Raw genomic sequence first — 25339 nt, 5'->3', positions numbered from 1 at the left:
TGGTCGATATTGAGCAATCTTAGAATTGTGTTCGATGTAAACGAGGAAGATCTTATGGCTAAGGCTAAGTTTGAACGTAATAAGCCACACGTAAACGTGGGCACAATTGGTCACGTCGACCATGGTAAAACAACTTTAACAGCTGCTATCGCGACTGTTTGTGCAAAAACTTTCGGTGGCGAAGCTAAAGACTACGCTGCGATTGACTCTGCACCAGAAGAAAAAGCACGTGGTATTACCATTAATACTTCACACGTAGAATACGATTCTGTAATTCGTCACTACGCGCACGTAGACTGCCCAGGTCACGCCGATTATGTTAAAAACATGATTACTGGTGCTGCTCAGATGGATGGTGCAATTCTTGTATGTGCTGCGACTGATGGTCCAATGCCACAGACTCGTGAACACATCCTACTATCTCGTCAGGTTGGTGTACCTTACATTCTTGTATTCCTTAACAAGTGTGACCTTGTTGATGATGAAGAATTACTAGAATTAGTTGAAATGGAAGTTCGTGAACTTCTTTCTACTTATGACTTCCCTGGTGATGACACGCCTATCATCCGTGGTTCTGCTCTTGCAGCACTTAACGGTGACCAAGGTCAATACGGCGAGCCAGCTGTAGTTGCACTTGTTGAAGCGCTTGATTCTTACATTCCAGAACCAGAACGTGCTATCGATAAAGCATTCTTGATGCCAATCGAAGATGTATTCTCTATCTCTGGTCGTGGTACTGTAGTAACAGGTCGTGTTGAAGCTGGTATCGTTAAAGTTGGCGAATCAGTTGAAATCGTAGGTATCCGTGATACTCAAGTTACTACTGTAACTGGTGTTGAAATGTTCCGTAAATTGCTTGACGAAGGTCGTGCTGGCGAGAACTGTGGTGTTCTTCTACGTGGTACTAAGCGTGAAGACGTTCAACGTGGTCAAGTATTGACTAAACCAGGTGCAATTAAGCCGCACACTAAATTCGATGCAGAAGTATACGTACTTTCTAAAGAAGAAGGTGGTCGTCATACTCCATTCCTTAACGGTTACCGTCCACAGTTCTACTTCCGTACAACTGACGTAACTGGCGCGATCTCACTTCAAGACGGCGTTGAAATGGTTATGCCTGGTGACAACGTAGAAATGTCAGTAGAGCTTATTCACCCAATCGCAATGGACCCAGGTCTACGTTTTGCGATCCGTGAAGGTGGTCGTACAGTTGGTGCTGGTGTAGTTGCGAAAGTCACTCTATAATAGAATTTGAAACTAAAGCCGAGCGTCTAGATTCTCGGCTTTATTTATAGGTCAGTAGTTCAATTGGTAGAGCGTCGGTCTCCAAAACCGAATGTTGGCGGTTCGAGTCCGTCCTGACCTGCCAAATATTTTTTAATAAAAAGCTTGATGCTGGCTAAACTGGTCATATAATAACTCGCGAATCCTGCGACGAGTACAAAAATGTCGAATGATAAATCGCGTGACGCATTAAGCGAAGCGCCAATCCCCCAAAGAAACAATTCAGCTGAAGTCGTTCGTTCTGGTTCACCAGTCGACGTGATTTTATGGATTATTGCACTAATATTAATCGTTGGTGCATTTATGGTAAATCAACATCTTCCAGCATATTGGATCCCGGCAAATAGTGTCTGGGTGCGTGTTGGGGTAATTTTGGCTTGTATCGTTGTGGCTTTAGGTTTATTATACGCCACCCATCAAGGCAAAGGCTTTGTGAGTTTGCTTAAAGATTCGCGTATCGAATTACGTCGTGTCGTTTGGCCAACAAAGCAGGAAACAGTAACCGCCTCATGGCAAGTGCTACTTGTCGTTGTAATCGCAGCCATTGGTTTATGGTGTTTTGATTACGTTATTGGTTGGTTGATGAAGTTTATAATCGGGTAAAAGAGCTATGAAACGTTGGTACATTATTCATGCCTATTCAGGCTATGAAAAACAAGTGTTACGTTCGCTTAATGATCGAATCCAGCGTAGCGCTGTTGCCGAAAGCTTTGGTGAAGTCCTCGTCCCTACTGAAGAAGTAGTGGAAATGAAGGATGGTAAGAAACGTAAATCAGAGCGTAAGTTCTTTCCAGGTTATGTGTTAATCGAAATGGAAATGAATGACGACACTTGGCACATTGTTAAAGAGTGTCCAAAAGTGCTCGGATTTATTGGTGGTACGGCTGAAAAACCTGCGCCAATTACGCAAAAAGAAGCTGATGCAATTCTTGCTCGTGTACGCAACACAGGTGAAGCACCTCGTCCTAAGACGATGTTTGAGCCTGGCGAAGAATTACTCGTTACTGATGGTCCATTCACAGACTTTAAAGGTGTGGTGGAAGAAGTTCAGTACGAAAAATCACGTTTAACGTTGACGATTAATGTCTTTAATCGTCCAACGCAAGTTGAATTGGAATTTCGTCAAGTCGAAAAATCAGTTTAATTTGAGTGAGTTGAAAACGCCCGATTTTTATAGATCGGGCATTGTTGCTGTAACGATATCGTTACTAGAAATCATTGGGGAGCCTAACGGCGTTTGCACCCAGAGGTAATTTGAAATGGCTAAGAAGATTGACGGCTATATCAAGCTGCAAGTTCCAGCTGGTAAAGCGAATCCATCTCCACCGATTGGTCCTGCACTAGGTCAACGTGGTGTGAACATCATGGCATTCTGTAAAGAATTCAATGCTGCGACACAAAAACTTGAAGCTGGTCTTCCAATTCCAGTCGTGATCACTGTGTACAACGATAAGTCGTTCACATTCATCATGAAAACTCCTCCTGCTGCTATTCTTCTTAAGAAAGCTGCTGGTATCCAAAAGGGTTCGGCTGTACCTAACAAAACTAAAGTTGGTAAGTTGACTCGCGCTCAATTGGAAGAAATTGCGACTACTAAAGAACCAGATTTAACTGGTGCTGATTTAGACGCACGTGTACGTACCATTGCTGGTTCTGCGCGTTCTATGGGCTTGGAAGTGGAGCTATAAGCATGGCTAAGTTAACGAAACGTCAAAAAGCTATTTCTGCTGTTGTTGAAGCTCAAAAAGTTTACTCTTTGGAAGAAGCGGTTGCTATCCTTAACAGCCTTCCAGCTGTTAAATTCAAAGAATCACTAGATGTATCAGTAAACTTGGGTGTAGACCCACGTAAATCTGACCAAGTTGTTCGTGGCGCGACTACACTTCCTGCAGGTACGGGTAAAACTGTACGTGTTGCTGTGTTTGCTCAAGGCGCTGCTGCTGAAGCTGCTAAAGCTGAAGGCGCTGACATCGTTGGTTTTGATGATCTTGCTGAAAGCATTCAAGCGGGTAACCTTGACTTTGATGTTGTAATTGCTGCACCTGACGCTATGCGTGTTGTGGGTAAGCTAGGTACGATTCTTGGTCCACGTGGTTTAATGCCTAACCCTAAAGTAGGTACTGTAACTCCTGACGTAGCTGGCGCTGTAAAAAATGCTAAAGCTGGTCAAGCACGTTACCGTGTTGACAAAGGTGGTATCATCCACGCTGCGATTGGTCAAGTAGGTTTCACTGCTGAAGCTATTCGTTCAAACGTTGAAGCGCTTGTCGCTGACCTTAAGAAAGCAAAACCTGCTACTTCTAAAGGTGTTTACATCCAAAAGATCACTTTGAGCTCTACTATGGGTCCTGGTCTTATTGTTGATGTTGCTAACGTTTCTAAATAAGTCTCGACTTATTACAGAATTTTAAAGCCCTGAGTAAGTTTTAAAGCGCTGCTTTAAAACTTACGCAAGAAACGCTTCGACGTATTTTGCAAACTTAGGCAAACTTTGAATTGATAAATTTTTGTTTATCAGCGTCAAAGACCGCAGGCGAGGGGAGTTTTATGCTTTCCTCTTAATTTTCCAGCCTGCGTAGACGCGGTGGTGTGATTTGTTCATCCTCCGCGTGTTAGCTCAGCAATGAGTTAACGAATTGGGAGTGTGCTTCGCGTAAGCACATAAATCACCGTTAGGAGGTTTTACAATGGCTCTTCTTATCGAAGGCAAAAAACAGATCGTAGCTGAAGTGACTGAAATCGCTTCTACTGCATTTGCTGCTGTTGTTGCTGACTACCAAGGTTTAACAGTAGAGCAGTTAACGACTCTACGTGTTGAAGCTCGTAAACTAGGTGTTGCTACACGTGTTGTACGTAATACTTTAGCTAAACGTGCTCTTCAAGATACGCCATTCGCGATTTTGAATGACAACCTCGTTGGTCCAACAATCTTAGCTTTCTCAACTTCTGCAGATGATATGGGCGCTGCTGCTCGTTTATTTGAAGAATTTGCTAAAACTAACAAAGCATTTGAATTAAAAGCTGCTGCATTTGACGGCAAACTTTATCAAGGCGAAGAAATTGGCGTTATCGCGAATCTTCCGAACCAAGAGAAAGCGCTTACTATGCTTGCATCTGTTCTTCAGGCTCCTATTTCGAAATTGGGTCGCTTACTTACAGCGCTTCAAGAGAAAAACGAAGCTCCAGAAGTTACAGAAGCTTAAATCTACTCACACACCATTCAATACCCATTTGGAGTTACTCTCATGGCTTTAACAAACGAAGAAATCCTAAACGCAGTTGCTGAAAAAACTGTTCTTGAACTTGTAGAACTTATTTCTGCTTTCGAAGAAAAATTCAACGTATCTGCTGCTGCAGTTGCTGTAGCTGCAGGTCCTGCTGCTGCTGCTGCTGAAGAGCAATCAGAATTCAATGTTGAATTGACTTCTTTCGGCGCGAACAAAGTTGCTGTAATTAAAGCAGTTCGTGAAGTTACTGGTCTTGGCTTGAAAGAAGCTAAAGATTTAGTTGAAGGCGCTCCACAAGTTCTTAAAGAAGGCGTTTCTAAAGAAGAAGCTGAAGAACTTAAAGCTAAGCTTGAAACTACTGGTGCTACAGTTACTGTTAAGTAATTTAGCCAGGGATCAATTTCAAAATTGATCCCGAAATTTGGCTGATGGCTCTTGGGTCATCAGCCTTTTTGCGTTACAATAATCGGCTCGATTTTTGTTAACGTGATGCAAAAAGCATCACTCTTATAATAATTGATGAAAATCAAACGCTTACCAATATTTTTCCATGTTTAAAAATATTGTTAAGCGTTTTAATACCACTGAAAATTGCAGCATTTGAACAAAGTGGTGGTCATATCGACCTGCGTAATTCCTTCTAGACCTGTTCTGCAGGCAGGTTTAGTTTACTTTCCGAGGACTCCAGATGGCATACTCATATACCGAAAAGAAACGGATCCGTAAGAATTTTGGTAAATTGCCTACTATCATGGATGCTCCGTACTTGCTTTCGATTCAAGTCGACTCGTACAGAACATTCTTGCAAGACGGCAAAACACCCAAAAATCGCGAAGATATCGGTCTCCAAGCTGCATTTCGATCAGTTTTTCCAATTGAAAGCTATTCTGGGAATGCTGCATTAGAATTCGTTGAGTATAGCCTTGGTAAACCAGAATTTGATGTACGCGAGTGTATTCTACGCGGCTCAACTTTTGCTGCACCAATGCGCGTTAAAATTCGTTTGATCATTAAAGATCGCGAAACAAAATCGATTAAAGATGTACGTGAACAAGAAGTGTATATGGGTGAAATGCCACTCATGACACAAAATGGTACATTCGTGATTAACGGTACTGAGCGTGTAATCGTATCTCAGTTACACCGTTCTCCGGGCGTATTCTTTGATCATGATAAAGGTAAAACTCACTCAAGCGGTAAAGTGCTTTATTCAGCACGTATTATTCCTTACCGTGGTTCATGGTTAGATTTTGAATTTGATGCGAAAGACTTAGTATTTGTTCGTATTGACCGTCGTCGTAAACTTCTTGCGACCGTGATTTTACGTGCACTTAACTACAGCAATGAACAAATTCTAGACATGTTCTATGAAAAAGTTCCTGTATACCTTGATATGGGTAGCTACCAGATTGACCTTGTGCCTGAACGTCTACGTGGCGAAATGGCTCAATTTGATATTTTGGACAACGACGGCAAAGCGATCGTTGAGCAAGGTAAACGTATTAATGCGCGTCATGTGCGTCAAATGGAAGCTGCTGGCTTAACGAAGCTCCCAGTTCCTGATGAATACTTATATGAGCGTATTATTGCGCAAGATATTAAGTTGCATAATGGCGATGTTATTGCAGCAAATACAGTATTAAGCCATGAAGTCATGGTGAAATTGGCTGAAGGTGGTGTTAAGCAATTTAACATGCTTTATACCAATGACATCGATCGTGGTTCATTTGTTGCAGACTCATTACGTGCGGACACGACCGAAGGCCGTGAACAAGCATTGGTAGAAATCTACAAAGTAATGCGTCCAGGCGAGCCACCAACAAAAGAAGCTGCTGAAAACTTATTCAACAACTTGTTCTTCTCTTCTGAACGTTATGACTTGTCTCCAGTGGGTCGTATGAAGTTCAACCGTCGTTTGGGTCGTCCTTACGAAGTGGGTACAGATCAGAAGTCGCGTGAAGTTGAAGGTATTCTTTCGAACGCAGATATCATTGATGTATTAAAAACATTAGTTGAAATCCGTAACGGTAAAGGTGAAGTCGACGATATCGATCACTTGGGTAACCGTCGTGTTCGTTCAGTTGGTGAAATGACTGAAAACCAATTCCGTGTTGGTCTAGTTCGTGTTGAACGTGCTGTAAAAGAGCGTTTAAGCCAAGCTGAAACAGATAACTTGTCTCCACAAGATTTGATCAATGCGAAACCAGTTGCTGCTGCAATCAAAGAATTCTTTGGTTCAAGCCAATTGTCACAGTTCATGGACCAAAACAACCCATTGTCTGAAATTACACACAAACGTCGTGTATCAGCACTTGGGCCCGGCGGTTTAACACGTGAACGTGCAGGCTTTGAAGTACGTGACGTACATCAAACGCATTATGGTCGTGTTTGTCCGATTGAGACACCAGAGGGACCAAACATTGGTTTGATCAACTCATTGTCTGTGTATGCAAAAGCAAACAATTTCGGTTTCTTAGAAACACCATACCGTAAAGTTATTGACGGCCGTGTAACCATGGACGTTGAGTATTTATCTGCAATTGAAGAAGTAGGTACTGTGATTGCACAGGCCGATTCTGGTTTAGATAAAGACGGTAATTTAACAGAAGAATTCGTATCTGTTCGTCACCAAGGTGATTTCGTACGTATGCCACCTGAAAAAGTGACGCATATGGACGTATCTGCGCAACAGGTTGTTTCTGTTGCTGCGTCATTGATTCCATTCCTTGAACACGATGATGCCAACCGTGCATTGATGGGTTCAAACATGCAACGTCAGGCTGTACCTACGTTGATTGCTGACAAGCCGCTTGTTGGTACAGGTATGGAAGCAAACGTAGCACATGACTCAGGTGTATGTGTAATCGCTGGTCGTGGTGGTCGTATTGAGTTTGTAGATGCTTCTCGTGTCGTTATTCGTGTGAATGAAGACGAAATGATTGCGGGTGAAGCAGGTGTAGATATCTACAACCTAATCAAATACACACGTTCAAACCAAAACACATGTATTAACCAAAAAGTTTTGGTCAATATGGGTGATAAAGTTGGTCGTGGCGATGTATTGGCTGATGGTCCATCTACAGATGGCGGTGAGCTTGCATTGGGTCAAAACATGCGCGTTGCGTTCATGACGTGGAATGGTTACAACTACGAAGACTCGATCTTATTGTCTGAGCGTGTACTTCAAGAAGACCGTTTAACGTCGATTCATATTCAAGAATTGTCATGTGTTGCACGTGATACTAAATTAGGTTCGGAAGAAATTACTGCCGATATCCCTAACGTTGGTGAAGCTGCACTATCTAAGCTTGATGAATCAGGTATCGTTTACATCGGTGCTGAAGTGACTGCGGGTGACATTCTTGTTGGTAAAGTAACACCTAAAGGTGAAACGCAATTAACACCAGAAGAAAAATTGCTACGTGCAATCTTCGGTGAGAAAGCGGCTGACGTGAAAGACTCTTCTTTACGTGTTCCATCGGGCACTAAAGGTACAGTTATTGACGTTCAAGTATTTACGCGTGATGGCATTGAGAAAGATGAACGTGCTCAAGCGATTGAGAAAGCTCAACTCGATGCTTACCGTAAAGATTTGAAAGAAGAATACAAAATCTTTGAAGAAGCAGCTCGTGAACGTGTAATTCGTTTATTGACGGGTCAAGAGTCAAATGGTGGCGGCACGACTAAACGTGGCGACAAATTGACTGATGACGTGTTGTCTGCGCTTGAACTTGTTGATCTTCTCGAAATTCAACCTGTTGATGAAGCAATTGCTGAACGTTTAACGCAAATTCAAGTGTTCTTGAAAGAGAAGAGCATTGAAATTGATGAGAAATTTGCTGAGAAAAAACGCAAACTTTCTACAGGTGATGAACTTACAACTGGCGTATTAAAAGTTGTTAAAGTTTACTTGGCTGTTAAACGTCGCATCCAACCGGGTGATAAAATGGCGGGTCGTCACGGTAACAAAGGTGTAGTATCAAACATCTTACCGGTAGAAGACATGCCGCATGATGCAAACGGTGTACCTGTTGATATCGTGTTGAACCCACTGGGTGTACCATCACGTATGAACGTGGGTCAGATTCTAGAAACTCACTTAGGTATGGCTGCAAAAGGTCTTGGCGATAAAATCGACAAGATGCTTCAAGAGCAACGTACTGTTATTGAGCTTCGTGAATTCTTAGACAAGATTTACAACAAAGTTGGTGGAGAGCAAGAAGATCTTGATAGCTTAACAGATCAAGAAATCTTGGCGTTGTCTAAAAACTTGCGTAGTGGTGTGCCTTTAGCTACACCAGTATTTGATGGTGCTGAAGAATCGCAAATCAAAGAACTACTTGAGCTTGGTGGTATTTCACGTACAGGTCAAACAGTATTGTTTGATGGTCGTACGGGTGAGCGTTTTGACCGTCCAGTAACAGTGGGCTATATGTACATGCTTAAACTTAACCATTTGGTTGATGACAAAATGCATGCGCGTTCTACTGGTTCTTATTCTCTAGTAACGCAGCAACCGCTTGGTGGTAAAGCACAATTCGGTGGTCAGCGTTTCGGTGAGATGGAGGTCTGGGCACTTGAAGCATATGGCGCAGCTTACACGCTTCAAGAAATGCTAACTGTTAAATCGGATGACGTTGAAGGTCGTACCCGTATCTACAAAAACATTGTAGATGGTAACCATTATATGGATCCAGGCATGCCTGAATCGTTCAACGTATTGACTAAAGAGATCCGTTCTTTAGGTATCAACATTGAGCTGAAAAATGGTGACTAAGTAACCATTGAATCCTCCCAGCCCCCTTTGCGAAAGGGGGAGTTTTGACTCGAAAGCGTCGGAACTTCCCTCCTAATAAAAGGAGGGATTGAGGGAGGGTTTCTCAGTTAAAAAACAATATTTGTGACCCAGCCGAAAAGTGAAAATCTTGTCGGCACACGGAGAAAAAAATTGAAAGATTTGCTCGATATCATGCGCAAAAAGACGGATTCAGATGGTCATGCACCAATTGAATTTGATCGTATCCGTATTGGTCTTGCGTCACCAGAAATGATCAAATCATGGTCTCATGGTGAAGTTAAAAAGCCTGAAACTATTAACTACCGTACGTTCAAACCAGAACGTGACGGCTTATTCTGTGCCAAAATTTTTGGTCCAGTAAAAGACTTTGAATGCTTGTGTGGTAAATACAAGCGTATGAAATACAAAGGCGTCATTTGTGAAAAATGTGGCGTTGAAGTAACAACGGCTAAAGTACGTCGTGAGCGTATGGGTCATATCGACCTTGCTTCACCAGTTGCGCACATTTGGTTCTTAAAATCATTACCATCTCGTATTGGTCTTCTTTTAGACATGACGCTACGTGATATCGAACGTGTATTGTATTTCGAATCATATGTCGTGACAGATCCTGGTATGACTCCAATGGAGAAATACCAACTTCTAAACGATGAAGAATACTTCACTGCATTAGAAGAACACGGTGATGAATTCAGCGCTAAAATGGGTGCTGAAGCAATTCAAGATTTGTTGAAAGATATTGATCTTGAAAATGAAATTGCGCGTCTTCGTGAAGAAATTCCAAACACAACTTCAGAAACGAAGCTTAAAAAAGCATCGAAACGTTTGAAGTTGATGGAAGCATTTAACGATTCGAACAACAAGCCTGAATGGATGGTGTTGACTGTACTTCCAGTTCTTCCGCCAGACCTTCGTCCGCTTGTACCACTTGAAGGTGGTCGTTTCGCGACTTCTGATTTGAACGATCTTTACCGTCGTGTGATCAACCGTAACAACCGTTTGAAACGTCTTCTTGATCTTTCAGCACCTGACATCATCGTACGTAACGAAAAACGTATGTTGCAGGAATCTGTAGATGCATTGTTAGACAACGGTCGTCGTGGTCGTGCGATTACAGGTTCGAACAAACGTCCACTTAAATCTTTGGCAGATATGATCAAAGGTAAACAGGGTCGTTTCCGTCAAAACTTGTTGGGTAAACGTGTCGATTATTCTGGTCGTTCGGTTATTACTGTAGGTCCAACTTTACGTCTTCACCAATGTGGTCTTCCAAAGAAAATGGCACTTGAATTATTCAAACCATTTATTTTTGCGAAACTACAAGCGTCTGGTCAAGCAACCACCATTAAAGCTGCGAAGAAAATGGTTGAGCGCGAAACTCCAGAAGTTTGGGACGTTTTAGCTCACGTAATTCGTCAACATCCAGTGATGTTGAACCGTGCGCCTACACTTCACCGTTTGGGTCTTCAAGCATTTGAACCGACCCTAATTGAAGGTAAGGCAATCCGTCTTCACCCACTCGTATGTGCTGCGTTTAACGCCGACTTCGATGGTGACCAAATGGCGGTACACGTGCCATTAACACTTGAAGCTCAGTTAGAAGCTCGTGCGTTGATGATGTCGACCAACAACATTTTGTCTCCAGCGAACGGTGAGCCAATCATCGTACCGTCTCAAGACGTTGTGTTGGGCTTGTATTACATCACTCGTGATGCGATCAATGTCAAAGGCGAAGGCATGGTGTTTGCGGATACTCACGAAGTAAACCGTGCACTTGCAACAGGTCAAGTTGATTTACACGCTCGCGTTAAAGCACGTGTACATCAAACTGTAATCAATGAAGATGGTGAGCGTGAGCAACAAACGATTATTGTTGATACAACACCTGGTCGTTGCTTACTTTGGGAAGTTGTACCTGAAGGTATGGATTTCCAACAAATTAACCTTGAAATGACCAAAAAGAACATTTCTAAGTTAATTAACTCTTGCTACCGTAAATTGGGTCTTAAAGATACCGTTATCTTTGCTGACCAATTAATGTATTTAGGTTTCCGTCAAGCGACACGTTCAGGCGTTTCGGTGGGTATGGAAGACATGGTTATTCCGCCAGCTAAATATGCAATTATTGAAAAAGCTGAAGTTGAAGTTCGTGAAATCGAACAACAATTTGAGCAAGGTTTCGTAACTGCGGGCGAGCGTTATAACAAAGTTGTCGATATTTGGGCGCGTACAAACGACCAAGTAGCGAAAGCAATGATGGACAACTTGTCTTTCACCACTGTTAAAAACAAACAGGGTGAAGATGAGAAGCAAAAATCATTCAACTCAATCTATATGATGTCTGACTCGGGTGCCCGTGGTTCGGCAGCACAGATTCGTCAGTTGGCTGGTATGCGTGGTTTGATGGCAAAACCAGATGGTTCGATCATTGAAACGCCTATTAAAGCGAACTTCCGTGAAGGTTTGACAGTACTTCAGTACTTCATTTCAACACACGGTGCACGTAAAGGTTTGGCCGATACAGCACTTAAAACAGCGAACTCAGGTTACTTAACACGTCGTCTAGTCGATGTTGCACAAGATTTAGTGATTACTGAATCTGATTGCGGCACATTAGATGGTTTAGTGATGACTCCGTTTATTCAAGGTGGCGATGTAATCGAAAACTTGGGTACTCGAGTATTGGGTCGTGTACTTGCTGAAGATGCGAAGAAACCAGGTTCTGATGAAATCATTCTTCCACGTAACACATTAATCGACGAGAAGCTTGCAACTTACCTTGAAGATAACGGTGTGGATGAAGTGAAAGTACGTTCAGTTGTTAACTGTGCGTCAACATTTGGTGTATGTGCACAATGTTATGGTCGTGACCTTGCTCGCGGTCACTTGGTTAACCCTGGTGAATCTGTGGGTGTAATGGCTGCTCAATCGATTGGTGAGCCAGGTACACAGTTAACCATGCGTACATTCCACGTTGGTGGTGCTGCAAGCCGAACATCTGCTGCAAACAGTGTACAAGTGCGTAACGGCGGTACAGTACGTTTCCACAATGTGAAAACAGTACAACATGCGAAAGGTCATTTAGTATCTGTTTCACGTTCAGGTGAAATTGGTATTGCAGATCATATCGGTCGTGAGCGCGAGCGTTATAAACTTCCTTACGGTGCGTCAATCATCATTAAAGATGGACAATCTGTGGAAGCTGGCGGCATCGTAGCGACTTGGGATCCGCATACACATCCACTTGTAACGGAAGTTGCTGGTAAAGTTCGTTTCAGTCAAATTGCTGATGGCGTAACTGTAACCACGAAAACTGATGATGCAACAGGTATGTCGACAATCGAAATCTTACCAGTGACTTCACGTCCTGCGTCAGGTAAAGATTTACGTCCTGCAATTGTATTGGATACAACGGATGGTGGTGAGCAGTTCTACTTCTTCCCACAAAGCACGATTGTGACTGTCCGTGATGGCGAAACAATTGGTGTGGGTGATGTTATTGGACGTGTACCACAAGAAACTTCACGTACACGTGATATTACCGGTGGTCTTCCGCGCGTTGCGGATTTATTTGAAGCACGTAAACCGAAAGAGCATGCAATTCTTGCTGAAATTTCAGGTGTTGTGAGCTTCGGTAAAGAGACTAAAGGTAAGAATCGTCTTGTGATTACGCCAGATGATGGTTCTGAGATCTACGAAGAACTTATTCCAAAATGGCGTACCATGAACGTGTTCGAGGGTGAGCATGTGAACCGTGGTGAGACTGTTTCTGACGGTCCACAAAACCCACATGACATCTTACGTTTGAAAGGTGAAGTTGCGCTTACAAACTATATCGTGAACGAAGTTCAGGATGTATACCGTCTACAAGGTGTAAAAATTAACGACAAGCATATTGAAGTCATTGTACGTCAAATGCTTCGTAAAGTTGATATCACTGACGGTGGTGATACGAGCTTCATCAAAGGCGAGCAAGTCGATTACATCCGTGTTGTTGGCGAAAATGAAGCTGTAAATGCGCAAAGCAAATTCCCAGCGAAATTTGAACGTCTATTGATGGGTATTACCAAAGCATCGCTTTCTACTGATTCGTTTATCTCTGCTGCATCGTTCCAGGAAACAACACGTGTGTTAACTGAAGCGGCTGTAACAGGTAAAGAAGATGAATTACGTGGATTGAAAGAGAACGTAGTTGTAGGTCGTCTGATCCCAGCGGGTACAGGTTTGGCTTATCACTTAGAGCGTCGTCGTCAAGAAGCTGAAGCTGCAGAGCATGAGCTGGTAAATGACTTCTCTGATGTTGACCAAGCATTCTCACAAGCTTTAAACGAAGACCAGTTCTAAGTTTGACTTGAAATAAAAAAGCCACCTTCGGGTGGCTTTTTTTTTGGATTATATTGTGAGAAAAATAAACAATGATAAAGCTATGATATCTACTGAAATATTCATATAGTAAGGATTATTAAGCTTTTTTAATTTAATATAACATTATTTTTCGAATGATAAATTCAAGGGGATAGAATGAAAATTACACAAAATATTTTGGCATTAACGATCTGTGCAAGCCTGTCATCTTTTGCTTTAGCGAAGCCCATGCCAAATTCAATTTTAGTTGAAGACAAGGGCATTGTTCCGATAGTGAAAACTCAAATTATTCGTACGGTAAAAGGACAGGCACCTGTTAGAACTGTAGAAGCAACAATTTTTGAAGTATCCAATAAGGGCCAAGATATCGTGGTACGCAATGTGATTCTGGAAAATGGAGAATCAACATTTTCAGAAAAAGAAATGTCGAATCCGGTGATTAAAAAAGGCGGATTAATCGTACCGACTTCAAAAATTGAGCTCAATAGTACGCTAAAACAAGGTGGTGAAAAAATTTCTGAAATCACCACTATTGATGCTTCAGGTGTTGAGTTTAAAAAAGGTGAAAAGCCGATCCGTCGTGACTTACAATTGGAACTACAAAAAAATGATGTCATGAAAGAGAAAGTGAGTCATGCAGTGATGAGTGAAAATGGCGTCAAGACACGTGATATTGTCGTGTTTGAAGAGACTGAGTAAACGAGTCAATAAAATTAAAATTGATCAGTTTTCATTTGCGTCATTCATTTTACAAAATGAATCATATGTGCCTTCAGCTGTAACACTAAATTCAATTTCAATATTGAAATTCGCGTTATCCTGAAGCAATAGTATAGATATACAAGGATAAGCTCATGAAAAAGTTAACAGCGGTCATGGCGATGGCGACAATATCTACAATGCTTTTGGCAGGTTGTGAAAGTATGACACCGAATCAACAACGCATTGGTGCAGCTGCAGTTGGTGGAGCTGTTGGTGGTGGCGTAGGGAATAATGTCGGTGGTGGATTAGGCGCAACACTCGGTGGTGGTGGTGGTGCAGCGGTCGGCAGTAAAACGCAAAATGGTTCAGATCGTAATGCAACCTATAGTGGTGTCGGTGGTGCCATTGGTTCTGCTGTCGGTAAAAGTATCTTTGGTGGTAACTCAGGTGCTGCTATTGGCGGTGCACTTGGTGGCGGTGCTGGTGCAGCGATTGAGCAAAACAAACGCTAAACAGAGACACATGAACCTCTTTCATAGTTTTATAAATTATTTTATAAATTGAAAACAAAATAAGCGCTTACGAGCGCTTATTTTACGCGTGTCGCATGGGGTTTCTTACGGCGAATATAAACCGTTTTATGAACTTCTGCGATTCTTAGGCCAGACTCGTCCACAATATTGACAACATAATTACGGTACACAGGGGCAAAATTATCTGCCAGAGACTGGATGGTTTGTATTTCTGATTGATCAATTCGAATGTCAGCATATACGGTGCCACGACCAGGTGTTAAAAACTCAATAGAGGCAGCTTTATCCCAAACGATGTAGGATGAACCTAAGTGGTACATTAATAAAGTCATATAAAATGGATCAACCATTGCATATAAACTGCCACCAAAGTGAACACCTACAATATTTTTGTTCTTGCGAGTGAGCGGCATCTTAACGCGAATATGATGATTTTTAAGATCAATTTTATCCAATGAAATACCTGCACCAACAAAAGGTGCAAAGCTATTGATCATATATTTAGAAATAAATGGGATTGTCACTAACTTCTTTAAAATGCTCATTTAGGTCAATTTTTTTTATCCTATGACATTGCATACTAAAGTACATAAAACATCCATACATTGATCATAAATTTTATAAAGCGAATAAAGCGGTCAATCGCTAAAGTGATAAGGTGGGAAAATCATGCAATTTGAATCACATTGGATTAATACTCAAGATCAACAAAAACTGTATGCAAAGACCTGGGGTGATCATCAAAATCCTGCCTTAGTTTTAGTCCATGGCTATCCAGATAATCAAGAGGTGTGGGAACCTATGCTTGAATATCTGATTCAAGATTTTTACGTTATTACTTATGATGTACGTGGTGCAGGGCAGTCGAGTATTCCAAAGAAAATCAAAGCTTATGCCTTGCCTCAGTTATCTTTAGATTTGGAAAGTGTGGTGAATCAACTTTTGCCAAGTCGTCCCTTCCATCTTGCAGCGCATGATTGGGGTTCTATTCAAAGTTGGGAGTCGGTGACCGAGCCTAAATTTGAAAATCGTATTTTATCGTATACAACGATTTCTGGACCCTGTTTGGACCATGCTGCATTTTGGATGCGCAACCAGCTTAAACATGAAAAATCAAAATTCTTTAAACAACTTTTTAAATCGTGGTACATCGTTGCTTTTCAACTCCCGATTTTAGCACCGACCATTTGGCATTTCTTTAATGCAGAACGTTGGGGAATGGTGTTAAACCAACTCGAAAAGTCCAAGGATTTGCCACTGAACGAAAATATTTCGAAAGATGGCGAATACGGTATTGGTTTATATCGCGCTAATTTTATTCCACGTCTTACACGACCACGTCAGCGTCATGCGATTTGTCCTGTACAAGCAGTGGTACTTAAGCGAGATAATTTTGTAAGCCCTGAACTCATTGACGAAATACCGAAATGGGCTGAGAGCTTCGAGCGTGTAGATGTCGATGCGAATCACTGGGCGGTATTAAGTCGTTCTGAGGAAATCGCTGAATACGTCAAATCTTATGCGCTTAAACATTCTAAATAATAGAAATACGAGCGTTATAAGCATATAAAGCAGTAAAGGTTTTGAAAAAAATAATTAGACAGTTGAACTCATGTAAAAGATTAATCTCTGTTAAACTGCATTTTTTTTAAAACCACTTTTCATATGATCGCAATTATAGCTGCTATCGTAGTCATGTTCGGACTATCCTTAGCCCGTGTTCCTGTTGTATTTGCCTTAATTATTGGCGCATTAACAGGTGGTTTGCTTGCTGGACTTGGCTTGCAAGGTACATTAGAAGCATTTGATAAAGGCTTGGGTGGCGGTGCGAAAATCGCATTGGCTTACGGTGTGCTTGGTGCATTCGCACTGGCTTTAGCTCGATCAGGTTTACCCGATTTACTGGCTTATAAATTAATTAAAAATTTAAAAGGCGGGGCTGACCAAAAAGCACAATTTAGAGTGAAATACGTAATGTTTGCGACGATCGCTTTAGCTGCGATTGCTTCACAAAACGTAATTCCAGTGCACATCGCCTTTATTCCTGTGTTAATTCCACCCTTATTGAGTGTATTTAATCATTTAAGATTGGATCGTCGTTTAGTGGCGTGTCTACTTACCTTTGGTTTGTGCGCGACGTACATGATGGTGCCTGTCGGTTTTGGTGCTATTTTCCTGAACGATATTTTGGGTCAAAACATCAATACTTTTGGTCAGCCTTATGGTTTTGAAATTAGTTATGCTCAAATCCCTGCTGCAATGGCCATTCCTGTATCTGGGATGTTCCTTGGTTTATTGATTGCTATCTTTTTTACCTATCGCAAACCCCGTGATTATGTAAATACACATTTCGATGAAAAAGTTCAAAATATTTCAGGTGAAATGGTCAATCTAGAACAGAATACACCGCCTCAAATCTCTACCTTTACGTTATGGATGGCAGGTTTTGCGGTGATCGCGACACTATGCGTTCAGCTCTATTCAAATTCAATGATTTTGGCTGGATTGGTCGGGGTTGCAATCCTTAGTTGCGCAGGTATTTTTAAATGGAAAGAAGCTGATGACGTGATTATCAGCGGTATGCGCATGATGGCTTTGGTTGGCTTTATTATGATCTCAGCGCAAGGCTTTGCATCAGTGATTGAAGCGACCAATCAAGTTCCTGCATTGGTAGAGGCTTCTGCAAATTGGATTGGAAATAGCCAAGCTTTAGCTGCTATTCTCATGTTGTTGATTGGTTTACTCATCACTTTAGGTATAGGGTCTTCGTTCTCCACTGTACCGATTTTGGCCATTATTTATGTCCCTTTATGTATTCAATTTGGTTTTAGTCCCGCAGCGACTATTGCGATTATTGGTACTGCTGCTGCCTTAGGTGATGCAGGTTCACCTGCTTCAGATTCGACTTTGGGTCCGACATCTGGTTTGAATATGGACGGCCAGCATGATCATATAAGAGACAGTGTGATTCCGACATTTATTCATTACAATATTCCTTTGCTGGTGTTCGGTTGGATCGCAGCAATGGTGCTTTAAAGCATATTTTAATACCAATATAAAAGATAAAAAGGCGATTTTATAATCGCCTTTTTTGTTTTTTAAATGATTATAAATCAGATTAAATTACTTGGTTTTATTCTGTATTATTCAATTAATATGGTTATTTATTCTTGAGTATTTTACTTGGGTTTAAAACCAACTTTAATGCTTGGTTTAATTAAATAGATATATAAAACAATAGTTTGAAAATAAAAAATAAATGATATATTTAATGCTATTGCATAATTTAAGAATACGAGTTTATGATAAATCTTAATATAAATTTACTTGAATATTATTCTATGTTTTTAACTCAATTTAAAAAAATTACGCTTATTTCTTTGATCGCTTTTTCAAGCAGTGCTATGGCTGGTCAGTGGCAAATAAAAATGGGCGGATCTGCAATTGCGCCAAGCAATGATACACAAACAGCCCTGGGAAATGTGAAAGCAGATAGTGAATTAGCATTTACACCTTCTGTTGAATATTTCTTTAATGACTATATTTCTGCGGAGCTACTTTTGGCGACGCCAGTAAGCCACGATGTGTTACTGGATGGAAATAAAGTAGCGAATATCAAACATCTACCACCGACATTAACGGCAAAATATAATTTTAAAAATTCAACGCGTTTTACGCCTTATATCGGTGTCGGTGCGACTGCTTTTATCGCATGGGATGAGACTGGCGTAGCACAGAAAGTAAAAGAGGATTACGGCTTTGCAGGTCAAGTTGGTTTTAATTTCCAACCTGCTGATGCAAAAAATTGGGGCGTATTTGCTGATGTACGTTATGCCAAATTAAATCCAGAAGTTACCCTCACGCAAGATTTTGATCATGCTAAATTTAATTTAAAGATTGATCCTGTTATTTATACATTGGGCTACAGTTTTAAGTTTTAAGTTTTAAGTTTTAAGTTTTAAGTTTTAAGTTTTAAGTTTTAAGTTTTAAGTTTTAAGTTTTAAGTTTTAAGTTTTAAGTTTTAAGTTTTAAGTTTTAAGTTTTAAGTTTTAAGTTTTAAGTTTTAAGCAAAACTCGGTCAATCGGCCGAGTTTTGCGATATATAAATACATCAATGACTCAAGCTTGATTTAGCTGTAATTTATTTTTAGTTATCACTTAAATTTTAATAATTAAATTTCGATATACAAATGTTAAATGATTATTTTCACATTTTTATCTGTCCGTTTAGATTGATTCAATACAAATTTCTTAAGTCAATGCGATGGTATAGGCATGATTTAAAGAAATAATTCATCTGATAATGATAAAAATGATTGAGGTAAAACATGTCGTATCAAAAAATAAGCTATAAAAAAATAGTCGTGATATTCGCGTTAGGTTTAGGAATAATCTCTACTGCGCAAGCAGGAAATTGGCAGTTAAAACTAGGCACGAGCTTACTCGCTCCCAACAGTAATAATGGTGTACTTGCAGGGGCGAAAGCAGATGTGAGTTATGAGTTTAATTTAACGCCTTCAGTCGAGTATTTTTTTGGTGATTCGCCATTTTCGGCTGAGCTCTTGCTCGCTGTTGCTCCTTTTAAACACGATATTCAACTGGATGGTGTTGAAGCTGCTGAATTTAAACATTTACCACCGACCATTACAGCGAAATACCATCTTAAAAATAGCACTCGCTTTACACCGTATATTGGGCTTGGTTTAACCGTTGCAGTCCCTTGGGATGAAAAACTAAGGGGCAGTAACTCAAAGTTGGAAGCAGATGTGACTTATGGTACAGCAGGACAATTGGGTTTTAATTTTCAACCGGCCGATGCGACCAATTGGGGAGTATTTGCGGATGTTCGATATGCACAAGTCGAAAGTGATGTAACCTTAGATGGTAAAGAGATCGGGACTTTGAAAGTGAATCCTTTGGTGTATACGCTGGGCTATAGTGTGAGGTTTTAAGAGCATCTTGTACTCGGAAAACAAATGAATATTCATTCTTTTCAACATTAAACACGCTGATAAAGAAACAAAAAACAACCAAAAGAGTGCTGAATCTGTCTGTCAGTGATTTCATATTCAATCTAATCTACTCTAAATAATGTAGGTTGTGTTTTGATATGAAATCATTGATTTTAATCATCCTTGTAATATGTGGGGGCGTTCCACTGAGTCAAGCTGCAAGCTTCAACTGCGATAAATCGAATACAATCACAGAACACGCGATTTGTGAGCATCGTATTTTAAATGATCAAGATGTAAAAATGGCGACCACCTATAATATCGTTCGTAAATTGGTCCCTATGGGCACACGCGGTGAGATTCAAGATCAACAAGTCAAATGGCTGCAACTCCGTAATCAGTGTCAGGATAATGTGAATTGTCTGATTGATGTTTATAAAATGCGTCAGCAAAAATTAGAAATTTATATGAATCGAATCTATCACCAAGGTCCATTTTAATTTTTTTTTAATTTCACTATTGAAATTTTTTTTAATCACTCCATTTCTAAGGCAATCAATAAATTTCTTGCGTCATATTTCTGAAGCTTTTTATTATTCAAAATCAAAGGATAGTGAATTGAGATATGGAAAGATTTGACTCAAGATTTTCAACAAAATGTCTTAATGATTAGATTGTCGTTAAATTTAAGGAGTGATTTATGAGTGACCAAAACAAACAGCCTTCACAAAAACATAGTTTTCAGGCTGAAGTAGCTCAACTTTTACATTTGGTGACGCATTCACTGTATTCAAATCCTGAAATTTTCCTACGTGAGTTAATTTCCAATGCCTCTGACGCATGCGATAAATTGCGCTTTGAAGGGATTAATCATCCAGAATATTACGAAAATGACCCAGAACTTCATGTTCGTGTCACTTTGGATAAAGACCATAAAACCATCACAATTTCAGACAACGGTATTGGTTTAAGCGAGCAAGAAGCGATTGATAACTTGGGTACGATTGCTAAATCGGGGACCAAAGACTTTATGTCAAAACTCTCTGGTGATCAAAAATCAGATGCGCAATTGATTGGTCAATTTGGTGTAGGTTTCTATTCAGGTTTTATCGTTGCTGAAAAAATTACGGTTGAGTCACGTCGTGCAGGCACTGAAGCTACTGAGGGTGTTCGTTGGATCAGTTCAGGTACTGGTGACTTTGAAGTCGCTCAAATTGAAAAAGCTTCACGTGGAACAGACATTATTTTGCATTTGCGTGATGATGCACTTGAGTATTTAGAATCACACAAAGTAAAACAAATTATCAATAAATATTCAGACCACATCAGTTTGCCAATTGAGATGCAAAAAGAAATTTGGCAGCAAGAAGAAGCGGTCGAAGGTGAAGAAACTAAACCAGGTCAATACGTTAAAACGGATGAATGGGAAGCCATTAACTCAGCAAGTGCGCTGTGGACTCGATCTAAGTCTGAAATCACAGAAGAGCAGTATGTTGAGTTCTATAAAAATTTAAGTCATGACTATGAAGCACCACTGGCTTGGGCTCATAACCGTGTGGAAGGCAGTACTGAATATACGCAATTACTTTATATTCCAAGTAAGGCGCCACATAATATTTTCACTCGTGAAGCAAAAGCAGGCATTAAGCTGTATGTAAAACGTGTGTTTATTATGGATGATGCAGATAATCTGATTCCAAACTACTTACGTTTTGTACAAGGTGTCGTCGACAGTGCAGATTTACCACTGAATGTCAGTCGTGAACTTTTACAAGAAAGTCGTGATGTGAAAACCATTCGTGAAGGTAATGCGCGTCGTGTCTTGACCACTTTGGATGCATTGGCGAAGTCTGAAGATGCCGCAGATCAAGAGAAGTTCAAAACTTTCTATACAGAATTTGGTTCTGTGATCAAAGAAGGTTTGGGCGAAGACATGGGCAACCGCGACCGTATTTTAAAACTATTACGTTTTGCGACTTCAACCAGTGATGAGGTGAGTACGACTTTCGCTGCGTATAAAGAGGCGATGAAAGAAGGGCAGAAGGCGATTTACTACGTTACTGCAGATAGTCTTGCTGCTGCAAAAAACTCTCCACAGCTTGAATTGTTTAAGAAAAAAGGCATTCAAGTATTGCTCATGACCGATCGTGTTGATGAATGGGCAATGGAGTTTGTTCATGAGTTTGATGGTACACCGCTGCAAAATGTCTCTAAGGGCGCAGTTGATTTAGGTGATTTACAAGACGCTGAAGAGAAGAAGGCGTTAGAAGCTGCTGCAGAACAGTTTAAGCCTGTGGTGGATCAGTTAAGCGATGCTCTTAAAGACAAAACCTCTGAAGTACGTGTAACAACTCGCTTAGTGGATTCACCTGCATGTCTTGTGACCAGTGAAGGTGCGTTATCACCACAATTGATTCGTATGTTAAAACAAGCAGGTCAAGATGTGCCTGAAAGCAAACCAATTTTAGAAATTAATCCGGAACATCCTTTGGTGAAAAAACTGGATGGTTCTGCACAATTTGATGATTTGGCCAATGTGATTTTTGATCAAGCCGTAATTGCTGAAGGTGGATTACCGAGCGACCCTGCTAAATACCTAAAACGTATCAATAGTTTGTTATTAAAATAAGATTAGAACAGTTCAGAAAAAACCTCCTTCGGGAGGTTTTTTTAATTGATCATATTTAATTCAATTTCCCGATGTTTATGATAAATAATTACGTCCATGTTTTAATCTAAAAAACATATCGTTTTGTTAAAAACAATCTATAATACCAATCATCAGGTTTTGAGAGTTTATGAATGAAAACATTGTTATCTGTTGCATTGAGTTCTGTGATGATCGTAAGTGTTATTCCTTCTGCATTTGCTGCAGATACTCAAAAAGTAACGCGTAATGATCGTGTTTCTGTCAGTAAGGGCATCCCTCAATATGACATTAATCCTTTTGTAGACAACAAGCGTGCAGTGCGTAACGACCGTGTGAGCCATTCATCGTCTAAAGTTCAAAAGCAAGACGAGAAGCAAGCCGTAAAGAAAGAACGTATCGTGCGCAATGATCGTGTTGTTTTATCTAAAGTTGTTGCTGTCTCTTAACGATGTCTTAATTATGCGTATGTTGAATGATTTAAGCCCATCAGTAGATGGGCTTTTTTTATTCTTAGATTATCGTTTAAATGTTAAAAAATAGCTTCTAAACGGACGAGTGCACGGGCATAGTGATTTCTATCTTCACGATCGTCATTAAAATAGTTAAGATCACCTTGAACAAAGAACCATTCACGTAAAACAGGCTGGCGCCAAGAGACAAAAGGCCCCCAACTGTTCATACTTAAGTCGTCCTTATTATTATAAAAACCGCCGACATACATACCGTAGTTGAAACGATTGCCGTGAAAAAATTGATGCTGACGGTAGGTACGGTTATCCCAATTTAAATCATCTTCTTGTTCATCTGCATAAGTTAAAAACAGTTGATTCGAGATAAAGGCTTGATTTGGTCGAGCGTGAGTCAGTTCTAAGTTAGTACGTAAATAGTTTTCACTGTCTATGCCGTAGCGGTAAATTTGTTCTGCGTGTACAGAAAAATCATTGCCTAAGTCCCAATCTTTTTTTGCTTTTAAACGTGCATACACATCATCGCCTGAACGAATACCTAAGTCAGCATCTAAGTCGAAGGGTAATTTTTTAGACAATTGCGACCAGCGTAAGGCGATAGAACTGTTGTCATCTCGAATACGCTTACTGTCAATTTGCTTATTGGGATCGCCAGCTGGATTTTCATTAATAATCGCAATGTTATTGTCAATTTCATTGTCTAGAGAATCATCACCAAAGACCACACTTAACTTATTTTCAAGCGTCGGTAAATTAATTTTGCCTCGAATACGTGGTTTCAGCTCATATCCGTCATGACGATTCCAATCATTATCTAAAATCACTCTCAGCGTCGCGTTTGCAGGTTTTTCTGGATCTGCTGTACCAAACCAGCCATCCATACGTTGAGCTGTACGATCAGCCCAATCACGGATCGATTTTTGTTTACGATCAGCCCAAGAGATGTTTTCAGTTTCAGCCGTAGGCGGAAGAGTTTTATCGTTAGACTCTTGTCGAAAAAAGGTGGGCGTAGAGTCGATCATACGAGGGACATAATTGAGCCAGCCCAAACCATTGGCTGGAGCATCTATATTCTGTTTAAGATAGATTTGATCTTGTAAATTTTGTTCAGTGATGACGCTATTTGACGAATTTAAAGCGCTGATGTCTATCGTATTGTTACGATGGATTGAATCAGCATTAATTGCATCGTGATTTTGAGTGTCAGCAGCGGACACTGTCGCCGTATAAAAACCACATATAAAAAAAATAGAGAATGCATATGGTGCAGGTTTTATTTTAAATTTATTCATGTGACTTCTATTTATTCCTAAATAAGCTCCAAAATTACTCATACCGAGTCATATTGAAATATTGTTTTTTTAAATTAAAAAGTTGGCATCAAGCTAACTTGATTACTTTTATCAAAAATGAAATCAAAATGAAATGAAAAATATGTATTTAGTGATCTAAGACACATCTTTGAGAACGAGAAAAATAACGGAATAATTTTTATAGAATCTATTTAATTCATGAAATTAGACGTATTACAGCCGTCATTTTTTATATAGCAAAGTTAAAATGAGTATTCTTTGATGCTCGCCTTATCTTAGAGGATGAAGGAATTTTTGCATATCGATTTATTGTCGTTCAATCTTCTTTTTAATTTATTAAAGAGAAGGAATATTTAAAAAAGAAAAAGGAGGCTTTATAAAAAAAACAATATTTAAGCGGAGATTTAAATGATCGAGTGATCGAAGTAAATTCAGAGTAGATAGGGGATCAATAAAAAGAGGAATAAAAAAAAGAGAATTAAAATATATAGAACGCATCAAACTCCAAACACCTAAAAATAAACAGAAAATTAAAGCTTAAAACAACGTTGGCTCAGCTTGAAAACAAGCTGAGCCAAAGGATTGAGTCATAAGGTTCTGTTTTAATCTTAATAAATTAAACTATTCACTCTGATGAACGCATTAAGCAGGAGAGAAGCTTAATCTGAAGAGAAGTTTCATCAGATGAATATTGTTTCTCCTTATTCATATCCAGTGAAGTGAAAAGCCTAAGATTTAAATTTAATCTATTATCGAATTCAAGTGATCTCTTTAACTGGATTTAACTGAATTTATGAATAGGATTAACTAAATTTATGTCGCTGCACGCGCACATCTTTTTTCATAAATTTTACCTGAAATACCCCCAATCACAGCACCACTGATGGTGCCAAATACAGGAAGTACGCTACCAGCAACTGCGCCAATCAATGCACCTTTTACTGTTGGTGAAAAGCGTGATTTTAATTGATCATGTTTTTGATTAGAATTTGATGAACCCGTTTGAGTTTCATCATGAAGATGCGTTGGATGAGATGAATGAGTCATT

At 40.0% G+C, this 25339-nt stretch carries 21 protein-coding genes and 1 tRNA gene; 19 read left to right on the top strand and 3 right to left on the bottom strand.

From position 1 onward, the window contains the following. The first annotated feature begins 54 nt into the window (after positions 1 to 54). From tuf to V5M36_RS14245, 12 genes are all read left to right on the top strand, one after another. On the top strand, positions 55 to 1245 hold the full coding sequence (gene tuf, locus V5M36_RS14300) for an elongation factor Tu (RefSeq protein ID WP_338559447.1): 1191 nt from the start codon (positions 55 to 57) through the stop codon (positions 1243 to 1245). 48 nt (positions 1246 to 1293) lie between these two features. Next, positions 1294 to 1369: transfer RNA gene (locus V5M36_RS14295), tRNA-Trp, on the top strand. A 77-nt stretch (positions 1370 to 1446) separates the two neighbouring features. Beyond that, positions 1447 to 1887, top strand: coding sequence for a preprotein translocase subunit SecE (gene secE, locus V5M36_RS14290; protein ID WP_338560202.1), 441 nt, complete (start codon positions 1447 to 1449; stop codon positions 1885 to 1887). Positions 1888 to 1894: 7 nt separating this feature from the next. Next, on the top strand, positions 1895 to 2428 hold the full coding sequence (nusG, locus tag V5M36_RS14285; protein WP_338560200.1) for a transcription termination/antitermination protein NusG: 534 nt from the start codon (positions 1895 to 1897) through the stop codon (positions 2426 to 2428). Between the two features lie 115 nt (positions 2429 to 2543). Further along, entirely contained in the window at positions 2544 to 2972 is a 429-nt protein-coding gene (gene rplK / locus V5M36_RS14280) for a 50S ribosomal protein L11 (RefSeq protein WP_004813566.1), read from the top strand. A 2-nt stretch (positions 2973 to 2974) separates the two neighbouring features. Beyond that, a complete protein-coding gene (gene rplA, locus V5M36_RS14275) occupies positions 2975 to 3670 on the top strand; it encodes a 50S ribosomal protein L1 (RefSeq protein ID WP_338560193.1) in 696 nt (231 codons plus the stop codon). A 301-nt stretch (positions 3671 to 3971) separates the two neighbouring features. Then, positions 3972 to 4487, top strand: a complete 516-nt coding sequence (gene rplJ, locus V5M36_RS14270) for a 50S ribosomal protein L10 (RefSeq protein ID WP_338560191.1) — start codon at positions 3972 to 3974, stop codon at positions 4485 to 4487. A gap of 42 nt (positions 4488 to 4529) precedes the next feature. Next, positions 4530 to 4895, top strand: a complete 366-nt coding sequence (gene rplL / locus V5M36_RS14265) for a 50S ribosomal protein L7/L12 (protein ID WP_131291169.1) — start codon at positions 4530 to 4532, stop codon at positions 4893 to 4895. Positions 4896 to 5199: 304 nt separating this feature from the next. Continuing rightward, a complete protein-coding gene (rpoB, locus tag V5M36_RS14260; RefSeq protein WP_338560187.1) occupies positions 5200 to 9288 on the top strand; it encodes a DNA-directed RNA polymerase subunit beta in 4089 nt (1362 codons plus the stop codon). A gap of 171 nt (positions 9289 to 9459) precedes the next feature. After that, entirely contained in the window at positions 9460 to 13653 is a 4194-nt protein-coding gene (gene rpoC, locus V5M36_RS14255; protein ID WP_338560184.1) for a DNA-directed RNA polymerase subunit beta', read from the top strand. A gap of 177 nt (positions 13654 to 13830) precedes the next feature. Beyond that, complete coding sequence (locus tag V5M36_RS14250) at positions 13831 to 14373, top strand: hypothetical protein (RefSeq protein ID WP_338560181.1); 543 nt, start codon at positions 13831 to 13833, stop codon at positions 14371 to 14373. 155 nt (positions 14374 to 14528) lie between these two features. Further along, complete coding sequence (locus V5M36_RS14245; protein ID WP_338560179.1) at positions 14529 to 14888, top strand: DNA transfer protein p32; 360 nt, start codon at positions 14529 to 14531, stop codon at positions 14886 to 14888. A gap of 77 nt (positions 14889 to 14965) precedes the next feature. On the opposite strand, the gene V5M36_RS14240 is transcribed toward V5M36_RS14245, so the two are convergent. Beyond that, positions 14966 to 15454, bottom strand: coding sequence for a DUF4442 domain-containing protein (locus V5M36_RS14240; RefSeq protein WP_338560177.1), 489 nt, complete (start codon positions 15452 to 15454; stop codon positions 14966 to 14968). Positions 15455 to 15578: 124 nt separating this feature from the next. Between V5M36_RS14240 and V5M36_RS14235 the strand changes: the two genes are divergently transcribed. The 7 genes from V5M36_RS14235 (at position 15579) to V5M36_RS14205 (ending at position 22957) form a co-directional block, all read left to right on the top strand. Next, positions 15579 to 16451, top strand: a complete 873-nt coding sequence (locus tag V5M36_RS14235) for an alpha/beta fold hydrolase (protein WP_338560175.1) — start codon at positions 15579 to 15581, stop codon at positions 16449 to 16451. 123 nt (positions 16452 to 16574) lie between these two features. Further along, entirely contained in the window at positions 16575 to 17945 is a 1371-nt protein-coding gene (locus V5M36_RS14230) for a Na+/H+ antiporter family protein (RefSeq protein WP_338560172.1), read from the top strand. 305 nt (positions 17946 to 18250) lie between these two features. Beyond that, positions 18251 to 18850, top strand: coding sequence for an OmpW/AlkL family protein (locus tag V5M36_RS14225; protein ID WP_445206283.1), 600 nt, complete (start codon positions 18251 to 18253; stop codon positions 18848 to 18850). A gap of 387 nt (positions 18851 to 19237) precedes the next feature. Further along, positions 19238 to 19861, top strand: a complete 624-nt coding sequence (locus V5M36_RS14220; RefSeq protein WP_338560167.1) for an OmpW/AlkL family protein — start codon at positions 19238 to 19240, stop codon at positions 19859 to 19861. Between the two features lie 158 nt (positions 19862 to 20019). Continuing rightward, positions 20020 to 20361, top strand: a complete 342-nt coding sequence (locus tag V5M36_RS14215; RefSeq protein WP_338560165.1) for a lysozyme inhibitor LprI family protein — start codon at positions 20020 to 20022, stop codon at positions 20359 to 20361. Between the two features lie 200 nt (positions 20362 to 20561). After that, positions 20562 to 22490: a molecular chaperone HtpG gene (gene htpG, locus V5M36_RS14210; RefSeq protein ID WP_338560164.1), complete on the top strand. Its 1929-nt coding sequence runs from the start codon at positions 20562 to 20564 to the stop codon at positions 22488 to 22490. A gap of 173 nt (positions 22491 to 22663) precedes the next feature. Then, positions 22664 to 22957, top strand: a complete 294-nt coding sequence (locus tag V5M36_RS14205) for a hypothetical protein (protein ID WP_338560162.1) — start codon at positions 22664 to 22666, stop codon at positions 22955 to 22957. A gap of 83 nt (positions 22958 to 23040) precedes the next feature. On the opposite strand, the gene V5M36_RS14200 is transcribed toward V5M36_RS14205, so the two are convergent. Continuing rightward, positions 23041 to 24270, bottom strand: coding sequence for a hypothetical protein (locus V5M36_RS14200; protein WP_445206282.1), 1230 nt, complete (start codon positions 24268 to 24270; stop codon positions 23041 to 23043). Positions 24271 to 25104: 834 nt separating this feature from the next. Continuing rightward, entirely contained in the window at positions 25105 to 25338 is a 234-nt protein-coding gene (locus V5M36_RS14195; RefSeq protein WP_338560160.1) for a DUF456 domain-containing protein, read from the bottom strand. Position 25339 lies beyond the last annotated feature (1 nt).

Source organism: Acinetobacter sp. KS-LM10, from assembly GCF_036896575.1.
GTDB classification, from domain to species: domain Bacteria; phylum Pseudomonadota; class Gammaproteobacteria; order Pseudomonadales; family Moraxellaceae; genus Acinetobacter; species Acinetobacter avistercoris.
The sequence above is the reverse complement of the archived record's forward strand: the minus strand, read 5'-3'. Positions and strand labels throughout refer to the sequence as shown.